The following is a 21,223-nucleotide window of genomic DNA, read 5'->3' as shown; positions in this document are numbered from 1 at the left end:
CACTTAGCCTGCGGACCGAGAATTACCCGATTGAAAGACACTGATCCGGACGTAGAGCTGCTGGCGCGTATCGGCAACAACGAACCTGCGGCCGTCAACGAAATGGTGACGCGCAAACTCCCGCGTTTGCTCGCGCTCGCCAGCCGGATCCTGGGGGATGCCGACGAGGCCAAGGACGTGGCCCAGGAGAGTTTCCTGCGGATCTGGCGCCAGGCAGCCAACTGGCGAGTGGGCGAAGCGCGGTTCGACACGTGGTTGCACCGGGTAGCGCTGAACCTGTGCCGGGACCGCTTGCGCCGGCGCAAGGAGCGCCCGCTGGACGCGGATGAGGCGCTGGAGCTGGCCGACAGCGCCCCGTCGCCGGAGGAGCAACTCGAAGCCGCCGACCGCAGCACGCAGATGGCCGCCGCGTTGGCCGCGCTGCCCGAGCGTCAGCGCGAAGCGATTGTGTTGCAGTATTACCAGGAGCTGTCGAACATCGACGCCGCCGCGCTGATGAACATCAGCGTCGAGGCACTGGAGAGCCTGCTGTCACGGGCTCGCCGTCAGTTGCGCAATAGACTTGCCGACACACCAGGGCTTGCCCGCCCAGGAAGGGAAAAACCATGACGCCCGAACGATTCGCCCACTTGGCCGACGCCTACGGCGCCAGCCTGCACCGCTGGCCGCTCGCTGAACGAACGGCCGCCCAGGCCCTGCTCGACAGTGGCAACGCCCACGCCCGCGCAGTGTTGCGTGAAGCCAGCTGGCTCGACGGGCAGTTGGATGCCCATCAACTGGCACCTGCCGATCCGGCGCTGGCGCGGCAGATCCGCCGCTCCGCACCGCCACGGGCGTCATTGCTGTCGCGTTACGCCAACTGGTGGTCATCCGCCAGCCTGGTGGGCGCGGGTATCGCGGGCATCGTCGCCGGCGTGCTCGTGGCGTCGATGAGCGTGCCGCTGCCGATGCTGTCCTCGGAGGTGCTGCCCAGCGTGTTCGATCAGGGCGATGCTGAAGTGGTGTTTTCCGTCAACGCCGAGGAAGCCGAGCAATGACCTCAAAGTCGCTTAAACCGTGGTTGCTGGTCTCGGTGTTGCTCAACGTGTTTTTGCTCGGTGGGGTGGGCGGTGGCCTCTACCATTGGATCGCCATGGCCAAACCTGCCGAGGCCGTGGTCAACCAGCATGGGTTGCGCCAGGCGATGTTCAAGCTGCCGCCGGAGCGTCGCAGGGAGCTGCGTCAACTGTTGCGGCACAACCGCGCCGACAGCCAGCCGTTGATCATGGCCGGTCGCGAAGCACGGCTGGGGGTGATCCAGCAACTGCAAGCGCCGACGTTGGACCGCGAGAGGCTGGTGAGTGAGTTGGCCAAGGCGCGTGAGGCCGATGCGGCATTGCGGGCGTTGGTGGATGCCACGCTGGCTGAGTTCGCGGGCAATTTGCCCCAGGACGAGCGGCAGAAACTGGTGGAAGCACTGTATTCGCGAGGGCAGGCCAAAGCCAAACAGAAATGAAGACTACAGGCGTCGCAAGAAGGATTTGACGATATGGCGGGTGGCGTCGGTGGTGTCCAGTTGATCCATCGCGGCATAGGCGTGCCAGAGGCAATCGACTATTTCATTACAAGGTTTTGCATCGGCGACGTTGACTACCGAGGCCTCGAACACATGATGCAGGGTGTCGCGGGCCTTGAGTTCCTGTAAGTACAGCAACCCGTCCACGTTCAAGCCGGTCTCTTCTTCCAGCTCCCGCGCGGCTGCGCCGACCGGGCGCTCGCCACGTTCGACCTTGCCGCCAGGCAGTGCCCATTTTGATCTGGCCTTGCGCACGAAGAGGATATGCCCCTCGTGTTCGCAAATGACCGTTGCGCGAATTTTCATCGTCTGTGCCCCCGCAGGTGGATGATTGTCATAAAAGTGTAATGCAATTGTCATGCTAAGTGCGGCTGGCGTGGGCCTCGGGGTATGTGGATACTGCGCCCTTGATGAAAACGGACGAGGAAAACAGATGAACACCGTGCGGTGGGGCATGATCGGTTGCGGCAGTGTCACTGAGTTAAAGAGTGGACCCGCTTTCTACAAAGCGCCAGGTTCGGCCTTGGTGGCCGTGATGGGGCGCCGTGAAGCGGCGGTGCGCGATTATGCAACACGCCACGGCATTGCGCGTTTTTATACCGACGCCCAGGCGCTGATCGACGACCCCGAGGTGGACGCGGTGTACATCGCCACGCCGCCTGCCAGCCACCTTGAATACAGCCTTATGGTGGCGGCGGCCGGCAAGCACTGCTGCGTCGAGAAGCCCATGTCGATGAATGCCGAGCAGAGCGCGTTGATGCAGCGCACGTTCGAGCGCGCCGGGTTGCATCTGTTTGTGTCGTACTACCGCCGCTCCTTGCCGCGTTTCCAGCAGGTACGCGATTGGCTGCAAGCAGGACGCATCGGCGAGTTGCGTCACCTCACCTGGACCCTGTGCAAGCCGCAGGCCGTTGCGGACGCCCACGCCGACAACTGGCGCACCGATCCGGCGATTGCCGGTGGCGGCTACTTTGCCGACCTGGCCAGCCATGGCTTCGACCTGTTCCAGTACCTGGCTGGCGACATCATCGAAGTGGCCGGTTTTACCTCGCGCCAGGCCGGCCGTTATGCCGCGGAGGATGCGGTGACCGCCAGCTGGCGTTTTGCCTCGGGCGCATTGGGCATGGGCTGCTGGAATTTTGTCGCGGACCGACGTGAAGATCGTGTCGTGTTGATCGGCAGTCAGGGGCGTATCGAGTTCTCGGTGTTCGATGACCAACCCTTGCGGCTTGAGGGGGATACGTGCGAGGTCCTGGAGGTGCCGTGCCACGCACATATCCAGTGGCACCACGTGCTGGCCATGAACGCGCATATCCGTGGTGAGGCGCTGCATCCATCGTTGGCGATCGAGGCATTGAAAACCGACCGGATCCTGGATGCGGTGCTACAACGCAACCCCCATCACCCTGGGTAAGCACGATAGGGTTTATTTTTTCAAGGAAACACACCGATGAAATACTGGATGCTGTTGTGGCTGGCACTCGCCACAAGCGCAGGCGCGGCTGCGCGTAGCCAAGGCACGCCTGGGGAGTTTGATTTTTATGTGTTATCACTGTCGTGGTCGCCGACGTTTTGCCTGACCCACCCGGACAACGAGCAGTGTTCGGGCAAGGGCTACGGCTTTGTGTTGCATGGTTTGTGGCCGCAGTACGCGCGGGGCGGCTGGCCGGCGTCGTGTGCGCCGCAGTCGCGCTTGAGCCGCGAGGAATTGGACAAGGGCGCGGCGTTGTTTCCCACACGAGCGCTGCTCAAGCACGAATGGGCCAAGCATGGCACCTGTTCCGGGCTTGAGCCGCTGGACTACCTGGCCAAGACCGACCAGGCGCTGGGCGTGGTGGTGATTCCGCCGCAATTGCAACCGTTCAACACGCCACCGGCGTTGCCGGCCCGCGAGATCGAGGCGTTGTTTCGCGAGAGCAACCCGCGCCTGGGCAACCATGGCCTGGCGGTGATCTGCAAGGGCAAGGTGTTGTCGGAAGTGCGCGTGTGCCTGACCAAGGATCTGGCGTTCGCCGGTTGCCCGCGCAGCGTCAAAAGCCAATGCCGCGACGGCGACATCCGCATTCCGGCGCAGCGCTAAGGCAACCCGCACATTCCCTTGATCAATGGTTGAGATACACCGGGCTGTCCGTGGACAGCGACGCCTTCACCCCGTGGCTGGTGTCGCTGACCAGCACTTCTTCACGGCCTTCGGCCAGTGCTTGCAGCGTGAGGGCGACCACTTCCTGGGGCGTGCTCTTGGGGGCCTGCACGTCGGCGACCATGTCGGTGTCGATGTAGGCGGGGTGCACGCCGATGACCAGGGTGCCCTGTTCGCGCAACTCGCCGCGCAGGCCGTTGGTCAGGCCCCACTGGGCGGATTTTGAGGTGCTATAGCCCCCGGCGCCCGGTGGGCTCAGCCAGCTCAATACCGAGAGCACGTTGATCAGCGCGCCGCCGCCCTGGCGGGCCAGGATCGGTGCGAACGCCCGGCTCACGCGCAGGGTGCCGAAGGTGTTCACGTCAAAATGCTGTTGCAGGTTTTCGACGCTGTCGTCGGCCAGCAGCGAGCCGTACTTGAGAAAGCCCGCATTGTTGACCACCACGCTCACATCGGTGCACTGCGCGGCAGCCCGTTGCACACTGGCGGCGTCGGTGATGTCGAGGGCAATCGGCGTGCTGCCGGGGATGTCGACGCTGGCGGGATCACGCGCACCGGCGTAGACCTTGGCTGCACCCGCTGCCAGCAACGCGGTGACGAACGCTTTGCCCAGGCCACGATTGGCGCCGGTGACCAGTACCACTTTTCCACGAATGTCCATGCTGAACTCCACGCTGCAAAATAGGTTTAATGATGAAACCGTTTTTATCCTGCGGCTATCGGTCCTATAATGCAACCATATTTTTTTCAACTGGCTGGAGGCCTGACCATGAAACGCAAATGCCTGGAAGGCGACTGCTGCCCGGTGGCCCGTGCCCTTGACGTGGTGGGCGACTGGTGGACGCTGCTGATCATCCGCGACGCGTTTGCCGGCGTGACGCGCTTCGGTGATTTCCAGAAACACCTGGGCGTAGCAAAAAATATCCTCGCCGCCCGGCTCAAGGAGATGGTTGAGCAGGGCCTGTTGCAGCTCAACGAAGTCGGCGCGCGCAACGAGTACCAACTCACCGACAAGGGGCGCGCGCTGATGCCGGTGCTGGTGACGCTGGCGCAATGGGGTGAGGCCCACACTCAGCCGCAACTGCTCGGCACGCGGCTGCTGGATGCGCATTCGCTCAAGCCGCTGCGCAAGGTCGAGATCGTGTCTGAGGACGGCCGCGTGCTGGGTGTTGACGACGTCGTCACCCAAGCGCCTGCGCCGTAACGCCCCGAGGGGCATTTTGTTCAATACCTGGCGCGTGCCGCCCTTTACCGTGACGTCATCCTCACCGTCACAGAAAAAGGGAATTGCAATGAGCTTGATCATTTCCATGGCCGCCTTCGCCCTGGCCACCTCCATCACACCGGGCCCGGTCAACGTGGTGGCCCTCAGCTCCGGTGCGCGCTTTGGCTTTGCCGCCAGCCAGAAGCATGTATTCGGCGCCGCCGCAGGGTTTACCTTGTTGCTGGTGTTGATCGGCCTGGGTTTGCACGAAGTGCTGGTGCGCTGGCCGTTGCTGACCCAGTTGATCCAGTGGGGCGGGGTGGTTTTCTTGCTGTGGATGGCTTGGAAACTGGCGTGCGACGATGGCCGCCTGCAAGCCGATAACGCCGCCACCGCGCCGTCGATGCTGTACGGCGCCATTATGCAATGGCTCAACCCCAAGGCCTGGCTGGCCTGCGTGGCAGGGATGGGGTTGTTTGTGGCGGATGGCGACGCCGCTCAAGTGTGGCTGTTTGCTGCGCTGTACCTGGTGATCTGCTACCTGTCGGTGGCCTGCTGGGCGTATGCCGGGACCTTTTTGCGGCGCTACCTGGGCAACCCGCAGGGCGTGCGCGTGTTCAACCGTTCAATGGCCGCGTTGCTGGTGGCCAGTGTGGGTTATTTGCTGATGGCTTGAGCACATCGCGGTATTGCCCCGGCGTCGCCGCAAAATGCTGTTTGAACGCCCGCTGGAAATGCGCCTGGTCGGCGAAACCTGCGGCCAGGGCCACATCGGCGATCAGTTCGCCCTGACGCAGTTGCGTGCGGGCGAACTGGATACGTTGGTTGATCAGGAACGCATGGGGCGTCAACCCGTAATACTGCTTGAACGCACGGATCAGATAGGACGGCGACAGTTCGGCGGCCAGGCAGATGTCTTCCAGTTTCAAGGCGCAGGTGCAGTGCGCGCGGATGTACTCGGCGGCGCGCTCCAGCTTGTGGTTGACCTCGCGCAACGGTGCGTCGGACGGGTTCAGGCGCTGCTGCACCTCAGTGAAGAAACCCACCAGCGCGCTTTGCTTGTGCAGGTGCTCGGCCTGGGTATCCACCAGAACCCGGTACAGCTCCAACAGCCCAGCGTAGAGCGCTTCATCGCGCACGTAGGGGATGTCGAACGGCCGGTAGCCCTGGTCGGTGCTGAAGCCCAGTTGGTGCTGCAATTCGGTCAGCCAGGGCGTATCGATGTACAGCATCTGATAGGACCAGGCCTCGTTACGGATCGGATTGCACGCGTGCACATCGCCAGGGTTCATCAGTACCACCGTACCGGCGCTGATCTCGAAGGTGTCCGTGCCGTAGTGGTAATAGCTGCGCCCGCTGGTGATCGCGCCGATGGAAAAATGCTCATGAGCGTGCCGCGCGTAGGTGACCTTGCGCCCGTCGGCGATGGTGCGCGCTTCGATAAACGCCAGCGCAGGGTCACGCCAGAAGTGCGGGGCGGTGGAAGGGGTCATGGCGGGCATTCCCTGGCGAAGAACCGTATAGGCGGACCGGCAGCGTTATACAAAATCGCGCAATGTTCAAGGCTTCAAGATTGCGCGAGTGTCATCCGGTGCAGGTCGTCGGCCCTGGGGTATTGGCTTCAGGTCAGAAGTCCCATTTGGTCGCCCGTTGCAGGCTGCGTGGCTCGCCATAGAAGCCCGTGCCGAATCGCCGCCGTTGAGGCTGTCGTTCAGGTTGGGCACGGTCAAATGTGGGAGCGGGCTTGCCCGCGATGGCGTCCTGTCAGTGCTGAATCTTTCGAATGACACACTCCAATCGCGGGCAAGCCCGCTTCCACACAAGCCAACTGCCAAAGGTTGAACCGTACGGGTCAGGCCGGTACGAGGAAGGCGGCTTCCAGCAACTGTCGGGTGTAGGGGTGTTGCGGGTCGGCGAAGATTGCCTTTGCATCGCCTTGCTCCACCACCTGGCCTTGTTTCACCACCATCAACTGATGACTCAATGCTTTCACCACCGCCAGATCATGGCTGATAAACAGGTAGGTCAGGTTGTACTTGGCCTGCAAGCTGCGCAGCAGTTCCACTACCTGGCGTTGCACCGTGCGGTCCAGCGCCGAGGTGGGTTCGTCCAGCAGGATCAACCGTGGCTTGAGCACCAGGGCGCGGGCGATGGCGATGCGTTGGCGCTGGCCGCCGGAGAACTCGTGGGGATAGCGATGCCGGGATTCCGGGTCCAGCCCGACCTCCTTGAGCGCCGCGATAATCGCCGCTTCCTGCTCGGCCGGCGTGCCCATCTTGTGAATGCGCAGGCCCTCACCGACGATCTCGCTCACGCACATACGCGGGCTCAAGCTGCCGAACGGGTCCTGGAACACCACCTGCATTTCCCGGCGTAGCGGGCGTACCTGCTGTTGGGTGAGTGAGTCCAGTTGCTGGCCTTCGAAGCGAATGCCGCCCTTGCTAGCGATCAGCCGGAGGATCGCCAGGCCAAGGGTGGATTTCCCCGAGCCGCTTTCGCCAACGATGCCCAGGGTTTGCCCTTGGGGCAGGCTGAAGTTGATGCCATCCACCGCCTTGACGTAATCCACGGTGCTGCGCAGAAAGCCTTTCTTGATCGGGAACCACACCTTGAGGTCATTCACTTCCAGCAGGGGTGGGCCGACCACATTGGTGGCCGGTCCGCCACTTGGTTCAGCCGCCAGCAATTCCTGGGTGTAGGGATGCCGGGGCGACTGGAACAGCGTTTCGCACTCGGCCTGTTCAACGATGCAACCCTTTTGCATCACGCACACGCGGTGGGCAATCCGCCGTACCAGGTTGAGGTCGTGGCTGATCAGCAGCATGGCCATGCCCAGGCGCGCCTGCAACTCCTTGAGCAATTCCAGGATTTTCAACTGCACCGTCACATCCAGCGCAGTGGTCGGTTCATCGGCGATCAACAGCTCCGGCTCGTTGGCCAGCGCCATGGCAATCATCACCCGCTGGCGCTGGCCGCCGGACAGCTCGTGGGGCAGGGCCTTGAGGCGCTTGTGCGGTTCGGGGATGCCGACCAGCTCGAGCAACTCCAGGGTGCGCTGGGTGGCGACCTTGCCTTGCAGGCCCTTGTGCAGGCCGAGCACTTCGTTGATCTGCTTCTCGATCGAGTGCAGCGGGTTCAACGAGGTCATCGGCTCCTGGAAGATCATCGCGATGCGGTTGCCGCGAATATGCCGCAGGGATTTTTCCTTCAGGGTCAGCAGGTCTTGCCCCGCATACCCAATGGTGCCAGACGGATGCCGCGCCAGCGGGTAGGGCAGCAAGCGCAGGATCGAGTGGGCGGTCACCGATTTGCCGGAGCCGCTTTCGCCGACCAGGGCCAGGGTTTCGCCGCGCTTGATGTCGAAGCTGACGTTGTTCACCACGCAGTGAGCGTGTTCGCCGGTGACGAACTCGACGCTGAGGTCGCGGATTTCGATCAGATTGTCCTGATTCATCTCATTTCCTCGGGTCGAAGGCATCGCGAGCGGACTCGCCGATAAACACCAGCAAACTCAACATAATCGCCAGCACGGCGAACGCACTCATGCCCAGCCACGGCGCTTGCAGGTTGGATTTGCCCTGGGCGACCAGTTCGCCCAGGGACGGCGAACCGGCCGGCAAGCCGAAGCCGAGAAAGTCCAGCGCAGTCAGGGTGCCGATGGCGCCGGTGAGGATGAACGGCATGAAGGTCATGGTCGAGACCATTGCGTTGGGCAGGATATGGCGGAACATGATCGCGCCGTTCTGCATGCCCAGCGCCCTGGCTGCCCGCACGTATTCAAGGTTGCGCCCGCGCAGGAACTCGGCACGTACCACGTCCACCAGGCTCATCCAGGAGAACAGCAGCATGATCCCCAGCAGCCACCAGAAGTTGGGCTGCACAAAACTGGCGAGAATGATCAGCAGGTACAGCACCGGCAGCCCCGACCAGATCTCCAGGAAACGCTGCCCGGCCAGGTCGACCCAGCCACCGTAAAAGCCCTGCAAGGCCCCGGCGATCACGCCGATGATCGAGCTGAGGATGGTCAGCGTCAGGGCGAACAGCACCGACACGCGGAAGCCGTAGATCACCCGCGCCAGCACATCGCGGCCCTGGTCATCGGTGCCCAGCAGGTTGACGCTGGATGGCGGCGCCGGCGCGGGCACTTTCAGGTCGTAGTTGATGCTCTGGTAGCTGAACGGGATCGGCGCCCACAAGGTCCAGGCGTCCTTGGCCTTGAGCAGCTCCCGGATGTACGGGCTCTTGTAGTTGGCTTCCAGGGGGAACTCGCCACCAAAGGTCGTCTCCGGGTAGCGCTTGAGCGCGGGGAAGTACCAGCCGCCGTCGAAGTGCACCGCCAGCGGCTTGTCGTTGGCGATCAGTTCCGCGCCCAGGCTCAGCACGAACAGGATCAGGAACAGCCACAGCGACCACCAGCCACGCTTGTTGGCCTTGAATCGTTCGAACCGGCGGCGATTGAGGGGGGATAGGTTCATCTCAATGCTCCCGGCTGGAGAAGTCGATACGCGGATCGACCAGGGTGTAGGTGAGGTCGCCGATCAGTTTCACGATCAAGCCCAGCAGGGTGAAGATGAACAGCGTGCCGAACACCACCGGGTAGTCGCGGTTGATCGCGGCTTCAAAGCTCATCAGGCCGAGGCCGTCGAGGGAAAAGATCACTTCCACCAGCAGCGAGCCGGTGAAGAAGATGCCGATGAACGCCGAAGGGAAACCGGCGATCACCAGCAGCATCGCGTTGCGGAACACGTGGCCGTAGAGCACGCGGTGGTTGGTCAGGCCCTTGGCCTTGGCGGTGACCACGTACTGCTTGTTGATCTCGTCGAGAAAGCTGTTTTTGGTCAGCAGGGTCATGGTCGCGAAGTTGCCGATCACCAGTGCAGTGATCGGCAGGGCCAGGTGCCAGAAGTAGTCGAGGATCTTGCCGCCCCAGCTCAACTCGTCGAAGTTGTTGGAGGTCAGCCCGCGCAACGGGAACCAGTCGAAATAACTGCCACCGGCAAACACCACGATCAACAGGATCGCAAACAGGAACGCCGGGATCGCATAGCCGACGATGATCGCCGAGCTGGTCCACACATCGAAGTGGCTGCCGTGGCGCGTGGCCTTGGCGATCCCCAGGGGGATCGACACCAGGTACATGATCAGCGTGCTCCACAGCCCGAGGGAAATGGACACCGGCATCTTTTCCTTGATCAGGTCGATGACTTTGGCGTCACGGAAGAAACTGTCGCCGAAATCCAGGCGCGCGTAATTCTTGACCATGATCCACAAACGTTCCGGCGCCGATTTGTCGAAGCCGTACATCTTTTCGATTTCCTTGATCAGCGCCGGGTCCAGGCCCTGGGCGCCGCGGTAGCTGGAACCGGCCACGGCGACTTCGGCACCGCCACCGGCGATGCGGCTGGTGGCGCCGTCAAAGCCTTCGAGCTTGGCGATCATTTGCTCCACCGGGCCCCCGGGGGCGGCCTGGATGATGACAAAGTTGATCAGCAGGATGCCGAACAGCGTGGGGATGATCAGCAACAGGCGGCGAAAGATATAGGCCAACATTTAATCGCCTCCGCTCGCCGGATCGGCGCTCGTCTGGGGGGGAACGGGCGGTTGCACATTCGGTTTGCTCCACCATGTGGAGATACCGACGTCGTACAGCGGCGAAACCTTTGGATGACCGAGATTGTTCCAGTAGGCCACGCGGAAGGTCTTGATGTGCCAGTTGGGAATCACGTAGTAGCCAAATTGCAGCACGCGATCCAGGGACTTGGCGTGGGCGATCAGGCTGGTGCGGGTGTCGGAATCGATCAGTTGCTCCACCAACTGGTCGACGGCCGGATCTTTCAGGCCCATGTAATTGCGGCTGCCGGGCTTGTCGGCGCTGGTCGACTTCCAGAACTCGCGCTGCTCGTTACCTGGCGAGGAGGACTGCGGGAAACTGCCCACCAGCATGTCGAAGTCCCGCGAGCGCAGGCGGGTGACGAATTGGGAGACGTCGACCCGGCGGATCACCAGGTCTATGCCCAAGTCCGCCAGGTTGCGCTTGAACGGCAGCAGGATGCGTTCGAATTCGGTCTGGGCCAGCAAGAACTCGATGACCACGGGTTTGCCGTTGGTGTCGACCATCTTGTCGTCGACGATCTTCCAGCCGGCTTCCTGTAACAGTTGGTAAGCCTCGCGCTGCTGCGCACGGATCATGCCGCTGCCATCGGTCTTGGCCGGTTCGAAGGCCTCGGTGAAGACTTGCGGCGGGATCTTGTCGCGCAGCGGTTCCAGGATCGCCAGCTCATCCGGGCCGGGCAGGCCGGTGGCGGCCATGTCGGAGTTTTCGAAGTAGCTGCGGGTACGCGTATAGGCACCGTTGAACAGCTGCTTGTTGCTCCACTCGAAATCCAGCAACAGGCTGATGGCCTTGCGCACGCGCACGTCCTGGAACATTGGCTTGCGCACGTTGAATACGAAGCCCTGCATGCCGGTGGGGTTGCCGTTGGGGATCTGTTCCTTGATCAGGCGTCCTTCGGTCACGGCCGGGACGTTATAGGCGTTCGCCCAGTTCTTGGCGCTGAACTCGGCCCAGTAGTCGAATTGCCCGGCCTTGAGCGCTTCCAGTGCGACGGTGGCGTCCCGGTAATAGTCGGTGATGCGCTGGTCGAAGTTGTACAGGCCCTTGTTGATCGGCAGGTCCTTGCCCCAGTAGTCCTTGACCCGCTCGTAGCGTACGGAACGCCCGGCCTTGACCTCGGCCACCTTGTAAGGACCGCTGCCCAGCGGGAATTCGAGGTTGCCCTTGGTGAAGTCGCGGGTGGCCCACCAGTGTTTTGGCAATACCGGCAGTTGGCCGAGGATCAGCGGCAGTTCGCGGTTGTTGGTGCGCTTGAATTTGAACAGCACGCGCAGCGGGTCTTCGGCGACCACTTCGTCGACATCGGCGTAGTAGGTGCGATAGAGCGGGGTGCCGTCCTTGATCAGGGTCTGGAAGCTGAACACCACGTCATCGGCGCGCATCGGGTGGCCGTCGTGGAAACGCGCTTCGGGGCGCAGGTAGAAACGCACCCAGCTGTTGTCCGGGGCCTTCTCGATCTTGCCGGCGACCAGGCCGTATTCGGTGAACGGTTCGTCAAGGCTTTGGGTGGCGAGGGTGTCGTAGATCAGGCCGATGTTGTCGGCAGGCACGCCTTTGCTGATGAACGGGTTGAAGCTGTCAAAGCCGGCCAGGCTGGATTCCCGGAAGGTGCCGCCCTTGGGGGCGTCGGGGTTGACGTAGTCGGTGTGCTTGAAGTTTGCAGGGTATTTGGGCGGTTCGTTGTAGAGCGTCAACGCATGTTGCGGGGCGGCGTGGGCCGCGCTGCAGAGCAGCAGGCCGGCGAACAGTGCAGGTCGCAAAGACATCATTGGGCTTTCTCCGAAGCTTTCAGCCACCACGCGCTCAAGCCCAGGCTGTAGGGTGGCGTGGTGACAAAGGCGAACCGGTTGCGGTACGCCAGGCGATGATAGTTGAGATACCAGTTGGGAATGCTGTAGTGCTGCCACAGCAGCACCCGGTCCAGGGCGCGGCCGGCGGCCAGTTGCGCGTCGCGGGTCTGCGCGGCCAGCAGTTGTTCCAGCAGGTGATCGACAATCGGGTTGGCGATGCCTGCGTAGTTCTTGCTGCCCTTGATCGTGGCCTGACTGGAGTGGAAGTACTGCCACTGCTCAAGGCCCGGGCTCAAGGTCTGGTTGAGGGTGATCAGGATCATGTCGTAGTCGAATTGATCCAGGCGCTGCTTGTACTGGGCGCGATCGACGGTGCGCAGGCGCGCGTCGATGCCGATGCTGATCAGGTTCTCGACATAGGGTTGCAGGATGCGTTCCAGGTTCGGGTTGACCAGCAGGATCTCGAAGCGCAGCGGTTGCCCGTCCGCGTTGAGCAGGCGTTGGCCGGACAGCTTCCAGCCAGCCTCGCCGAGCAGGGCCAGGGCGTGGCGCATGGTGTCGCGGGGGATGCCGCGCCCGTCGGTCTGCGGCAGGCTGAACGGCTGGGTGAAGAGGTCAAGCGGCAACTGGTCGCGGTAGGGCGAGAGCAGCAGCCATTCATGCCCGATCGGTACACCCGTCGCCGAGAATTCGCTGTTGGGGTAGTAGCTCAGGGTGCGCTTGTAGGCGCTGCTGAACAGCGTGCGGTTGGTCCATTCAAAGTCGAACATCAGGCCAAGGGCTTCGCGGACCTTGGCCTGGCTGAAGGTCGGGCGCCGCGTGTTCATGAACAGGCCCTGGCTCTGGGTCGGGATCTGGTGGGCGATCTGCGCCTTGATCACCTCGCCACGGTTGACCGCCGGGAAGTTGTAGCCGGTCGCCCAGTTCTTGGCCTGGTGCTCGATATAGATGTCGAATTCGCCGGCCTTGAAGGCTTCGAAGGCCACATCGCTGTCGCGGTAGAACTCGACTTCGACCTTGTCGTAGTTATACAAGCCCTGGTTGACCGGCAGGGCCTTGCCCCAATAATCCTTGACCCGTTCGAACACCAATTGCCGGCCCGGGGTGACTTTGGTCACGCGGTATGGCCCGCTGCCCAGCGGTGGCTCGAAGGTGGTGGCCTTGAAATCGCGGTCTTTCCAGTAATGCTGGGGCAGTACGGGTAACTCGCCCAGGCGCAGGATCAGCAGCGGATTGCCGGCGCGCTTGAACACGAAACGGATGCGATGGCGGTTGAGGATGTCGACCCGCGCCACCTCTTGCAGGTTGGTGCGGTATTGCGGATGGCCTTCGGTCAACAGGGTGCGATAGGAGAATGCCACGTCATAGGCGGTAATCGGGTGGCCATCGTGGAAGCGTGCTTCCGGGCGCAGGTTGAACACCACCCAACTGCGGTCTTCGCTGTATTCCACCGATTGGGCAATCAGCCCATAGCTGGAGGTGGGCTCATCGCCGGAGGGCGCGTACTGGCCGGTGCCGACCATCAACGGTTCGTTCAGCTCATTGACGCCGTATTGCAGGAAGTTGGGCGTGGAAACCGGGCTGGAACCCTTGAACGTGTAGGGGTTGAGCGTATCGAAGGTGCCAAAGGCCATGACCCGCAAGGTTCCGCCTTTCGGCGCTGCGGGGTTTACCCAATCGAAGTGGGTGAATTTGGCCGGGTATTTGAGTACGCCGAACTGCGTGTAACCGTGGCTCTCGGTAATCGTCGCGTTCGCGGCAAAGCTCAAGGCCAGACTTATTAGTAGAAGGAGGGGACGCTTCAAATCAGGGATCCGATCCAGGCAGCTTGGGCTTTATGATCGGTACAGTAACAGCTTGTTCCGGTTGGAAAAAGGTTGTTGGTAGGGCGAGCCGAGGGCTTGATCTATGTGAAAAGCATATGTGAGAGCTGACTTGCCTGCGATGGCATCGGCACGGTACATCTGAAGCACCGAGGTGATGCCATCGCAGGCAAGCCAGCTCCCACACAAGCCAGCGTACATATAGTCAGTAGGCGGGCTTAGCGTGGGCCTGAAACCACCAGCATCTGCCCCGGCTTCAACGCCTGGCCAGTGCGCGGGTTCCAACGCTTGAGGTGTTGCATCTCGACGTTGAAGCGCTTGGCGACGATGTACAGCGAGTCGCCTTTCTTGACCTTGTATTGCACCGGTTTCTTGCCGTCGGCCTTGGCCACCAGCTTGCGGGTGTCCTGCATCACCAGGGTCTGGCCGACCTTGAGCTGCTGGCCATTGAGCTTGTTCCAGCGCTGCAGGTCATGCACGTCGACCTTGTTCGCCTTCGCGATCAGCGTCAGGTTGTCGCCACTGCGTACTTTGTAGCTGCGGGTACGGCCAGCAACGCGCGCGGTCTCGACTTCGTCGAACACCTGCTTTTTCGGCCGCATCGCCAGCAACTCTTCTGGCTTCATCGTCGAAAGGGTGCTGGTGAGCAACTGCGCCTTGGAACTCGGCACCAGCAAATGCTGCGGGCCATCCAGGGTGGTGCGTTGTTTCAGCGCGGGGTTGAGCTGGAACAGTTCGTCTTCGTCGATCTCGGCCAGCGCCGCGACCCGGGACAGGTCCATGCTCTGCTTGACTTCAACCACTTCGAAGTACGGCTGGTTGGCAATCGGGTTCAGGTTCACGCCGTAGGCTTCGGGCGCCAGCACCACTTGGGACAGTGCCAGGAACTTGGGCACGTAGTCCTTGGTTTCCTGGGGCAGCGGCAGGTTCCAGTAGTCGGTCGGCAGGCCAAGCTTCTCGTTACGCTCGATGGCCCGGCTCACCGTGCCTTCGCCAGCGTTATAGGCGGCGAGTGCCAGCAGCCAGTCGCCGTTGAACATATCGTGCAGACGGGTCAGATAGTCCAGGGCGGCGGTGGTGGAGGCGGTGATGTCACGGCGGCCGTCGTAGGCGCGGGTCTGGCGCAGGTTGAAGTAGCGCCCGGTGGAGGGGATGAACTGCCACAAGCCGACCGCATCGCTGCGCGAATAGGCCATTGGGTTGTAGGCACTTTCGATCACTGGCAGCAGCGCCAGCTCCAGGGGCATGTTGCGTTCTTCAAGACGTTCGACGATGTAATGAATGTAGAGGCTGCCGCGTTCCCCGGCGCTCTCCAGGAAGGATGGGTTACTGGCGAACCATAGGCGCTGTTGCTCGATGCGCGGGTTGACGCCTACGCCGTCCTGCAGTTGGAAGCCTCGTCGCATACGCTCCCAAACATCCTGGGGCACTTCGGGAGCCGGCTTTTCCGAAAGCCAGATGACGGGTTTCTGTTTGATCTTGGCGCTAAGATTTGGCTTGGGTTGCACGGTGGATTGTGCGGTGAAATTGCTTGATTGGCAGCCCGCCAGCGTGGCGGACACAGCCACCGCCACAGCTTGAGCCAGGCGGGTCAATGCGTCTGAATGGTTGGATTTACGAATAGATGACGACATTGGCTGGAAGTAAGTTCCGGGCAAAAATGTCGGGCGATTCTAGAAACCCGTTTGGTTCCGGTCAACCATTCAGAAATTACGTATCAGATTGCGTTGGCTTAGAACTTATCTTTCCAAGCCCTCAAGCTAGCAAACACCTCGGCCCCAGAGCGGTTGTCACGCCCGTTCCGTTCGTCTGCTTTTTGTTTAACGGATGTTTCAGCGGTGCGCAAAAAAGGGTTGGTGCGTTTTTCCAGCGCCAGGTTGGAAGGCAGCGTGATCTCGCCACGAGCGCGCAGTTGGCGAACGTTTTCCACCCGTTCGGCGATGTCCGCGTTGTGCGGTTCCACCGCTTGGGCAAACTTGAGGTTGCTTTGGGTGTATTCGTGGGTGCAGTACACCAATGTATCGGCGGGCAGGGCGGCCAGGCGTTCCAGAGAACTGTGCATTTGCTCCGGCGTGCCTTCGAACAGGCGCCCGCAGCCGGCGGCGAACAGGGTGTCGCCACAGAACAGTACGCCTTGGTGATAAAAGGCGATATGGCCGAGGGTGTGGCCGGGCACTGCATAAACTTCGAAGTCCCAACCCAGCGCCGTGATGCGGTCGTTATCGTGGAGGGCCACATCCCGCGCCGGGATATTTTCGTTGGCCGGGCCGTAGACCTTGGCCCCTGTAACACTTTTCAGTTGCTCGACACCACCGACATGATCATGGTGATGGTGGGTGATCAGGATGTCGCTGAGCTCCCAGCCGGGGTTACGTTCGAGCCAGTCGAGCACGGGCGCGGCATCGCCGGGATCGACCACGGCGCAGCGTCGGGTCCGGGAGTCTTGTAACAACCAGATGTAGTTATCGGTGAAGGCGGGCAGGGCACTGATCTGTATCATTCTTCGATTCGCCAAGCTGAACACATTGGTGCATCTTAGAACGTCTAGGCGAGTTGGAGAATGCAATGACTGATAAAGCGTTCGCCCAGGCCGATCCTGAGTGGCTGGCACTGATCAGCGCGGCCCGCGAATGGCTGTCCGGGCCGATCGGGCAATTTTTGCTGGATGAAGAACGGCGCATGCTCGAAGACGAGTTGGGCCGGTTCTTTGGTGGCTACCTGGTGCATTACGGCCCGTCGGCCGAGACTCCGCCCTCGGCGCCGCAGGTGCAACGCAATGTACGCCTGGGCGCGCCGCTGCCGGGGGTGGAGATTGTCTGCGAGGAGCAGGCCTGGCCGCTGAGCGAGCATGCCGCCGATGTGGTGGTGTTGCAGCATGGCCTGGATTTCTGCCTGTCGCCCCACGGCCTGTTGCGTGAAGCGGCGAGCAGCGTGCGCCCGGGTGGGCATTTGTTGATTGTCGGCATCAATCCCTGGAGCAGTTGGGGGTTGCGCCATGTGTTCGCCCACGATGGGCTGCGCCAGGCGCGCTGTATCTCGCCCCAACGGGTGGGCGACTGGCTGAACCTGCTGGGCTTCGCGCTGGAGAAACGCCGCTTCGGGTGCTATCGTCCGCCGCTTGCCTCGACCAAGTGGCAGGCTCGCCTGGCCGGCTGGGAACGCCGTGCGGGTACCTGGCAACTGTCGGGTGGCGGCTTCTATTTATTGGTCGCGCGCAAGATCGCGGTGGGCCTGCGGCCGGTGCGCCAAGTGCGACGCGAGCCCATGGGCAAGCTGGTGCCGATGCCGATGGCCAAGGTCAACCGCAAGCAGAGCGAACCGTAAACCTTTTTTGATTTCAGACCGAGCAACCGATGACCGATAGCGTAGAACTCTTCACCGATGGCGCCTGCAAAGGCAACCCGGGCCCTGGCGGCTGGGGCGCGTTGCTGGTGTGCAAAGGCGTGGAGAAGGAACTGTGGGGCGGTGAACCGAACACCACCAACAACCGCATGGAGCTGATGGGTGCCATCCGTGGCCTGGAGGAGCTCAAGCGCCGTTGCAACGTGCTGCTGGTGACCGACTCGCAATACGTGATGAAAGGCATCAACGAGTGGATGGTCAACTGGAAAAAACGCGGTTGGAAGACCGCCGCCAAGGAGCCGGTAAAAAATGCCGACTTGTGGCAGTTGCTCGACGAACAATGCAATCGCCATGACATTACCTGGAAATGGGTGCGCGGCCACATCGGTCACCCCGGCAACGAACGCGCCGACCAACTGGCCAACCGGGGTGTGGACGAAGTGCGGGGCTACAAGCAGGGCTGATGCCGGCTCACGTGTTAACATCGTGCCCTTTGACACACACCACACCGTTGAGAGCTGAACCCTGATGGCCATCCGATCTGTTGTACTCGATACCGAAACCACCGGCATGCCGGTGACCGACGGCCACCGGATCATTGAAATCGGCTGTGTCGAACTCATGGGTCGACGCCTGACCGGTCGTCATTTCCACGTCTACCTGCAACCGGACCGTGACAGTGACGAAGGCGCGATCGGCGTCCACGGCATCACCGACGAATTCCTCAAAGGCAAACCGCGCTTTGCCGAAGTGGCCGATGAGTTCTTCGAATTCATCAACGGCGCCCAGCTGATCATCCATAACGCGGCGTTCGACGTAGGCTTCATCAACAACGAATTCGCCCTTATGGGCCAGACGGATCGTGCGGATATTTCCAAGCACTGCTCGATCCTCGACACCCTGATGATGGCCCGTGAGCGGCACCCGGGCCAGCGCAACAGCCTCGATGCATTGTGCAAGCGTTATGGCGTCGACAACTCCGGCCGTGAACTCCACGGCGCCTTGCTCGACTCCGAGATTCTTGCCGACGTCTACCTGACCATGACCGGCGGGCAGACCAGCCTGTCCCTGGCCGGTAACGCGTCCGATGGCAGTGGTTCGGCGGAAGGTTCGGGCAACCGCCCTTCGGAAATCCGCCGCCTGCCGGCGGATCGCAAACCGACCACCATCATCCGCGCCAGCGAGCAGGATCTGGCCGAGCATGCCGCACGGTTGGAAGCGATTGCCAAGTCGGCGGGTGCGCCGGCGTTGTGGACCCAACTGAGCGAACAGTAAGCCCAGGCGGAATGCCATCCAACATGTGGGAGCTGGCTTGTGTGGGAGCGGGCTTGCTCGCGAATGCGGTGGATCAGTTACAGGGTTGTTAACTGACACACCGCATTCGCGAGCAAGCCCGCTCCCACATTTGATCTATATCGGCTTCGAAATCTTCATTCGCTACATCCGCTCCCAGCTTCTACCCTTGAGTGCATACCCCCCTGGACTAAGCGCACTCATGTACAAAGACCTGAAGTTCCCTGTCCTTATCGTGCACCGCGACATCAAGGCCGATACCGTTGCCGGTGACCGGGTCCGCGGCATTGCTCGGGAGTTGGAACAAGAAGGCTTCAGTATTTTCTCTGCAACGGATTACGCCGAAGGCCGGCTGGTGGCTTCTACCCATCATGGCCTGGCGTGCATGCTGATCGCCGCCGAAGGCGCCGGGGAAAACACTCACCTGCTGCAAAATATGGTCGAACTGATCCGCCTGGCACGGCTGCGTGCGCCCAACCTGCCGATCTTTGCCTTGGGCGAGCAAGTCACCCTGGAAAACGCTCCGGCCGATGCGATGAGCGAACTCAACCAGTTGCGCGGCATTCTCTACCTGTTTGAAGACACCGTACCGTTTCTGGCCCGCCAAGTGGCCCGCGCTGCCCGTGGCTACCTGGATGGCCTGTTGCCGCCATTCTTCAAGGCGCTGGTGCAGCACACGGCCGACTCCAACTATTCCTGGCACACTCCCGGCCATGGCGGCGGCGTGGCTTATCGCAAGAGCCCGGTGGGGCAGGCGTTTCATCAGTTCTTCGGGGAAAACACGCTGCGCTCGGACTTGTCGGTCTCCGTCCCGGAGCTGGGCTCGCTGCTGGACCACACCGGCCCCCTGGCCGAAGCCGAAGCCCGCGCTGCGCGTAACTTCGGCGCCGACCACACGTTCTTTGTGATCAACGGCACATCTACCGCGAACAAGATTGTCTGGCACTCCATGGTCGGCCGTGACGATCTGGTGCTGGTGGACCGCAACTGTCACAAGTCGGTGCTGCATTCGATCATCATGACCGGCGCGATCCCGCTGTACCTGTGCCCCGAGCGCAACGAACTGGGGATCATCGGCCCGATTCCCTTGAGTGAGTTCAGCCCGGAGTCGATCCGCGCGAAGATCGATGCCAGCCCGCTGACCCGTGGCCGTGCGCCGAAAGTGAAGATGGCAGTGGTTACCAACTCCACCTATGACGGCCTGTGTTACAACGCCGAACTGATCAAGCAGCAACTGGGCAACAGTGTTGAGGTGTTGCACTTTGACGAAGCCTGGTATGCCTATGCGGCGTTCCACGAATTTTTCGCCGGGCGCTACGGCATGGGCACTTCGCGCACGCCGGACAGCCCCCTGGTGTTCACCACCCATTCAACGCACAAGTTGCTGGCCGCATTCAGCCAGGCGTCGATGATCCATGTGCAGGACGGCGGTGCGCGACAGCTGGACCGCGACCGTTTCAATGAAGCGTTCATGATGCATATCTCCACTTCGCCGCAGTACAGCATCATCGCTTCGCTGGACGTGGCCTCGGCCATGATGGAAGGCCCGGCCGGGCGTTCGTTGCTGCAAGAGATGTTCGATGAGGCCCTGAGTTTTCGTCGCGCCCTGGCCAACCTGCGCCAGCATATCGCCGCCGAAGATTGGTGGTTTTCCATTTGGCAGCCGCCCTCCGTCGCGGGCATCGATCGGGTTGCAACCGCCGATTGGTTGTTGCATCCCGGGGATGATTGGCACGGCTTTGGCGATGTTGCCGAAGATTACGTCTTGCTTGACCCGATCAAAGTCACGCTGGTGATGCCCGGCCTCAATGCCGGCGGCGCGTTGAGCGATTGCGGGATTCCCGCTGCAGTGGTCAGCAAATTCCTCTGGGAGCGTGGGCTGGTGGTGGAAAAGACCGGGTTGTATTCCTTCCTCGTGCTGTTTTCCATGGGCATCACCAAGGGCAAGTGGAGCACCTTGCTCACCGAGTTGCTCGAATTCAAGCGCAGCTACGACGCCAATATCAGCCTGGCCAGTTGCCTGCCATCGGTTTATGCCCAAGGTACGGCGCGCTACCAAGGGCTGGGATTGCGCGACCTGTGCAACCAATTGCACAACTGCTATCGCAGCAACGCCACCGCCAAACACCTCAAGCGCATGTACACCGTGTTGCCGGAAATTGCGATGAAACCGGCCGACGCATACGACCAATTGGTTAGAGGTGAAGTGGAAGCGGTATCCATTGACGCCTTGCCAGGACGCATTGCAGCGGTAATGCTGGTGCCTTACCCGCCGGGCATCCCGCTGATCATGCCGGGGGAGCGCTTTACCGAGTCGACGCGGTCGATCATCGACTACCTGGCGTTTGCTCGCACGTTCGATAGCAGCTTCCCTGGTTTTGTCGCGGATGTTCACGGGTTGCAACACGAAGACGACGGCAGTGGTCGTTGTTACACCGTCGATTGCATCAAGGGTTAAGGAT

At 61.6% G+C, this 21,223-nt stretch carries 21 protein-coding genes; 11 read left to right on the top strand and 10 right to left on the bottom strand.

Going from position 1 to position 21,223, the window contains the following annotated elements:
- Positions 1–30 precede the first annotated feature (30 nt).
- From OPU96_RS02570 to OPU96_RS02560, 3 genes are read left to right on the top strand one after another with little or no spacing between them, the layout of a single operon-like run.
- Positions 31–609: an RNA polymerase sigma factor gene (locus OPU96_RS02570; protein WP_226457206.1), complete on the top strand. Its 579-nt coding sequence runs from the start codon at positions 31–33 to the stop codon at positions 607–609.
- Positions 606–1,037, top strand: coding sequence for a hypothetical protein (locus tag OPU96_RS02565; protein WP_192299719.1), 432 nt, complete (start codon positions 606–608; stop codon positions 1,035–1,037). Before OPU96_RS02570 ends, OPU96_RS02565 begins: the two co-directional genes overlap by 4 nt.
- A complete protein-coding gene (locus tag OPU96_RS02560; protein WP_226457207.1) occupies positions 1,034–1,495 on the top strand; it encodes a periplasmic heavy metal sensor in 462 nt (153 codons plus the stop codon). Before OPU96_RS02565 ends, OPU96_RS02560 begins: the two co-directional genes overlap by 4 nt.
- Before the next feature lie 3 nt (positions 1,496–1,498).
- On the opposite strand, the gene OPU96_RS02555 is transcribed toward OPU96_RS02560, so the two are convergent.
- A complete protein-coding gene (locus OPU96_RS02555; RefSeq protein ID WP_226457208.1) occupies positions 1,499–1,861 on the bottom strand; it encodes an NUDIX hydrolase in 363 nt (120 codons plus the stop codon).
- 127 nt (positions 1,862–1,988) lie between these two features.
- Here OPU96_RS02555 and OPU96_RS02550 point away from each other — a divergent pair, with 127 nt between their 5' ends.
- Together OPU96_RS02550 and OPU96_RS02545 are read left to right on the top strand one after the other, a co-directional pair.
- Positions 1,989–2,969 (top strand): Gfo/Idh/MocA family protein, encoded by a 981-nt coding sequence (locus OPU96_RS02550; RefSeq protein WP_305392535.1) that lies wholly within the window; start codon positions 1,989–1,991, stop codon positions 2,967–2,969.
- Between the two features lie 36 nt (positions 2,970–3,005).
- Positions 3,006–3,635, top strand: a complete 630-nt coding sequence (locus OPU96_RS02545; RefSeq protein WP_226457210.1) for a ribonuclease T2 family protein — start codon at positions 3,006–3,008, stop codon at positions 3,633–3,635.
- A gap of 22 nt (positions 3,636–3,657) precedes the next feature.
- Here the strand turns inward: OPU96_RS02545 and OPU96_RS02540 are convergent, their stop codons facing one another.
- Complete coding sequence (locus tag OPU96_RS02540) at positions 3,658–4,356, bottom strand: SDR family oxidoreductase (RefSeq protein ID WP_226457211.1); 699 nt, start codon at positions 4,354–4,356, stop codon at positions 3,658–3,660.
- 108 nt (positions 4,357–4,464) lie between these two features.
- Between OPU96_RS02540 and OPU96_RS02535 the strand changes: the two genes are divergently transcribed.
- The gene (locus tag OPU96_RS02535; RefSeq protein WP_226457212.1) at positions 4,465–4,899 is read left to right on the top strand and encodes a winged helix-turn-helix transcriptional regulator; all 435 of its coding nucleotides are present in this window, start codon (positions 4,465–4,467) and stop codon (positions 4,897–4,899) included.
- An 88-nt stretch (positions 4,900–4,987) separates the two neighbouring features.
- The gene (locus OPU96_RS02530; RefSeq protein ID WP_192299714.1) at positions 4,988–5,575 is read left to right on the top strand and encodes a LysE family translocator; all 588 of its coding nucleotides are present in this window, start codon (positions 4,988–4,990) and stop codon (positions 5,573–5,575) included.
- On the opposite strand, the gene OPU96_RS02525 is transcribed toward OPU96_RS02530, so the two are convergent.
- The 8 genes from OPU96_RS02525 to gloB form a co-directional block, all read right to left on the bottom strand.
- A complete protein-coding gene (locus OPU96_RS02525) occupies positions 5,517–6,392 on the bottom strand; it encodes an AraC family transcriptional regulator (RefSeq protein ID WP_192299713.1) in 876 nt (291 codons plus the stop codon). The genes OPU96_RS02530 and OPU96_RS02525 overlap by 59 nt on opposite strands.
- Before the next feature lie 359 nt (positions 6,393–6,751).
- On the bottom strand, positions 6,752–8,353 hold the full coding sequence (locus OPU96_RS02520) for an ABC transporter ATP-binding protein (RefSeq protein ID WP_498558593.1): 1,602 nt from the start codon (positions 8,351–8,353) through the stop codon (positions 6,752–6,754).
- A 1-nt stretch (position 8,354) separates the two neighbouring features.
- Positions 8,355–9,374, bottom strand: a complete 1,020-nt coding sequence (locus OPU96_RS02515) for an ABC transporter permease (protein ID WP_192299711.1) — start codon at positions 9,372–9,374, stop codon at positions 8,355–8,357.
- Between the two features lies 1 nt (position 9,375).
- Complete coding sequence (locus OPU96_RS02510; protein WP_226457213.1) at positions 9,376–10,449, bottom strand: microcin C ABC transporter permease YejB; 1,074 nt, start codon at positions 10,447–10,449, stop codon at positions 9,376–9,378.
- On the bottom strand, positions 10,450–12,282 hold the full coding sequence (locus tag OPU96_RS02505; RefSeq protein ID WP_226457214.1) for an extracellular solute-binding protein: 1,833 nt from the start codon (positions 12,280–12,282) through the stop codon (positions 10,450–10,452).
- Positions 12,279–14,108 (bottom strand): extracellular solute-binding protein, encoded by a 1,830-nt coding sequence (locus tag OPU96_RS02500; protein WP_226457215.1) that lies wholly within the window; start codon positions 14,106–14,108, stop codon positions 12,279–12,281. The genes OPU96_RS02505 and OPU96_RS02500 overlap by 4 nt, the downstream gene beginning before the upstream one ends.
- A 236-nt stretch (positions 14,109–14,344) precedes the next feature.
- A complete protein-coding gene (locus OPU96_RS02495) occupies positions 14,345–15,760 on the bottom strand; it encodes a lytic transglycosylase domain-containing protein (protein WP_192299707.1) in 1,416 nt (471 codons plus the stop codon).
- Positions 15,761–15,858: 98 nt separating this feature from the next.
- The gene (gene gloB, locus OPU96_RS02490; protein WP_498558592.1) at positions 15,859–16,626 is read right to left on the bottom strand and encodes a hydroxyacylglutathione hydrolase; all 768 of its coding nucleotides are present in this window, start codon (positions 16,624–16,626) and stop codon (positions 15,859–15,861) included.
- A gap of 65 nt (positions 16,627–16,691) precedes the next feature.
- Between gloB and OPU96_RS02485 the strand changes: the two genes are divergently transcribed.
- The 4 genes from OPU96_RS02485 to OPU96_RS02470 all read left to right on the top strand — a co-directional run bounded on the left by OPU96_RS02485 (position 16,692) and on the right by OPU96_RS02470 (position 21,219).
- Positions 16,692–17,450, top strand: a complete 759-nt coding sequence (locus OPU96_RS02485; protein WP_192299705.1) for a class I SAM-dependent methyltransferase — start codon at positions 16,692–16,694, stop codon at positions 17,448–17,450.
- Between the two features lie 29 nt (positions 17,451–17,479).
- A complete protein-coding gene (gene rnhA, locus OPU96_RS02480; protein WP_192299704.1) occupies positions 17,480–17,932 on the top strand; it encodes a ribonuclease HI in 453 nt (150 codons plus the stop codon).
- A 70-nt stretch (positions 17,933–18,002) separates the two neighbouring features.
- Positions 18,003–18,743, top strand: coding sequence for a DNA polymerase III subunit epsilon (gene dnaQ, locus OPU96_RS02475; protein WP_226457239.1), 741 nt, complete (start codon positions 18,003–18,005; stop codon positions 18,741–18,743).
- Between the two features lie 220 nt (positions 18,744–18,963).
- Positions 18,964–21,219, top strand: coding sequence for an Orn/Lys/Arg family decarboxylase (locus OPU96_RS02470; RefSeq protein WP_226457219.1), 2,256 nt, complete (start codon positions 18,964–18,966; stop codon positions 21,217–21,219).
- Positions 21,220–21,223: the final 4 nt, after the last annotated feature.

This window comes from Pseudomonas sp. RP-B7 (assembly GCF_059803535.1).
The sequence above is the reverse complement of the archived record's forward strand: the minus strand, read 5'-3'. Positions and strand labels throughout refer to the sequence as shown.

Excerpts from the sequence above, each read along its gene's own strand:
- OPU96_RS02565 (WP_192299719.1), top strand. The coding sequence starts at position 606 with ATGACGCCCGAACGATTCGCCCACTTGGCCGACGCCTACGGCGCCAGC.
- OPU96_RS02560 (WP_226457207.1), top strand. The coding sequence starts at position 1,034 with ATGACCTCAAAGTCGCTTAAACCGTGGTTGCTGGTCTCGGTGTTGCTC.
- OPU96_RS02555 (WP_226457208.1), bottom strand. The coding sequence starts at position 1,861 with ATGAAAATTCGCGCAACGGTCATTTGCGAACACGAGGGGCATATCCTC.
- OPU96_RS02550 (WP_305392535.1), top strand. The coding sequence starts at position 1,989 with ATGAACACCGTGCGGTGGGGCATGATCGGTTGCGGCAGTGTCACTGAG.
- OPU96_RS02545 (WP_226457210.1), top strand. The coding sequence starts at position 3,006 with ATGAAATACTGGATGCTGTTGTGGCTGGCACTCGCCACAAGCGCAGGC.
- OPU96_RS02540 (WP_226457211.1), bottom strand. The coding sequence starts at position 4,356 with ATGGACATTCGTGGAAAAGTGGTACTGGTCACCGGCGCCAATCGTGGC.
- OPU96_RS02535 (WP_226457212.1), top strand. The coding sequence starts at position 4,465 with ATGAAACGCAAATGCCTGGAAGGCGACTGCTGCCCGGTGGCCCGTGCC.
- OPU96_RS02530 (WP_192299714.1), top strand. The coding sequence starts at position 4,988 with ATGAGCTTGATCATTTCCATGGCCGCCTTCGCCCTGGCCACCTCCATC.
- OPU96_RS02525 (WP_192299713.1), bottom strand. The coding sequence starts at position 6,392 with ATGACCCCTTCCACCGCCCCGCACTTCTGGCGTGACCCTGCGCTGGCG.
- OPU96_RS02520 (WP_498558593.1), bottom strand. The coding sequence starts at position 8,353 with ATGAATCAGGACAATCTGATCGAAATCCGCGACCTCAGCGTCGAGTTC.
- OPU96_RS02515 (WP_192299711.1), bottom strand. The coding sequence starts at position 9,374 with ATGAACCTATCCCCCCTCAATCGCCGCCGGTTCGAACGATTCAAGGCC.
- OPU96_RS02510 (WP_226457213.1), bottom strand. The coding sequence starts at position 10,449 with ATGTTGGCCTATATCTTTCGCCGCCTGTTGCTGATCATCCCCACGCTG.
- OPU96_RS02505 (WP_226457214.1), bottom strand. The coding sequence starts at position 12,282 with ATGATGTCTTTGCGACCTGCACTGTTCGCCGGCCTGCTGCTCTGCAGC.
- OPU96_RS02495 (WP_192299707.1), bottom strand. The coding sequence starts at position 15,760 with ATGTCGTCATCTATTCGTAAATCCAACCATTCAGACGCATTGACCCGC.
- gloB (WP_498558592.1), bottom strand. The coding sequence starts at position 16,626 with ATGATACAGATCAGTGCCCTGCCCGCCTTCACCGATAACTACATCTGG.
- OPU96_RS02485 (WP_192299705.1), top strand. The coding sequence starts at position 16,692 with ATGACTGATAAAGCGTTCGCCCAGGCCGATCCTGAGTGGCTGGCACTG.
- rnhA (WP_192299704.1), top strand. The coding sequence starts at position 17,480 with ATGACCGATAGCGTAGAACTCTTCACCGATGGCGCCTGCAAAGGCAAC.
- OPU96_RS02470 (WP_226457219.1), top strand. The coding sequence starts at position 18,964 with ATGTACAAAGACCTGAAGTTCCCTGTCCTTATCGTGCACCGCGACATC.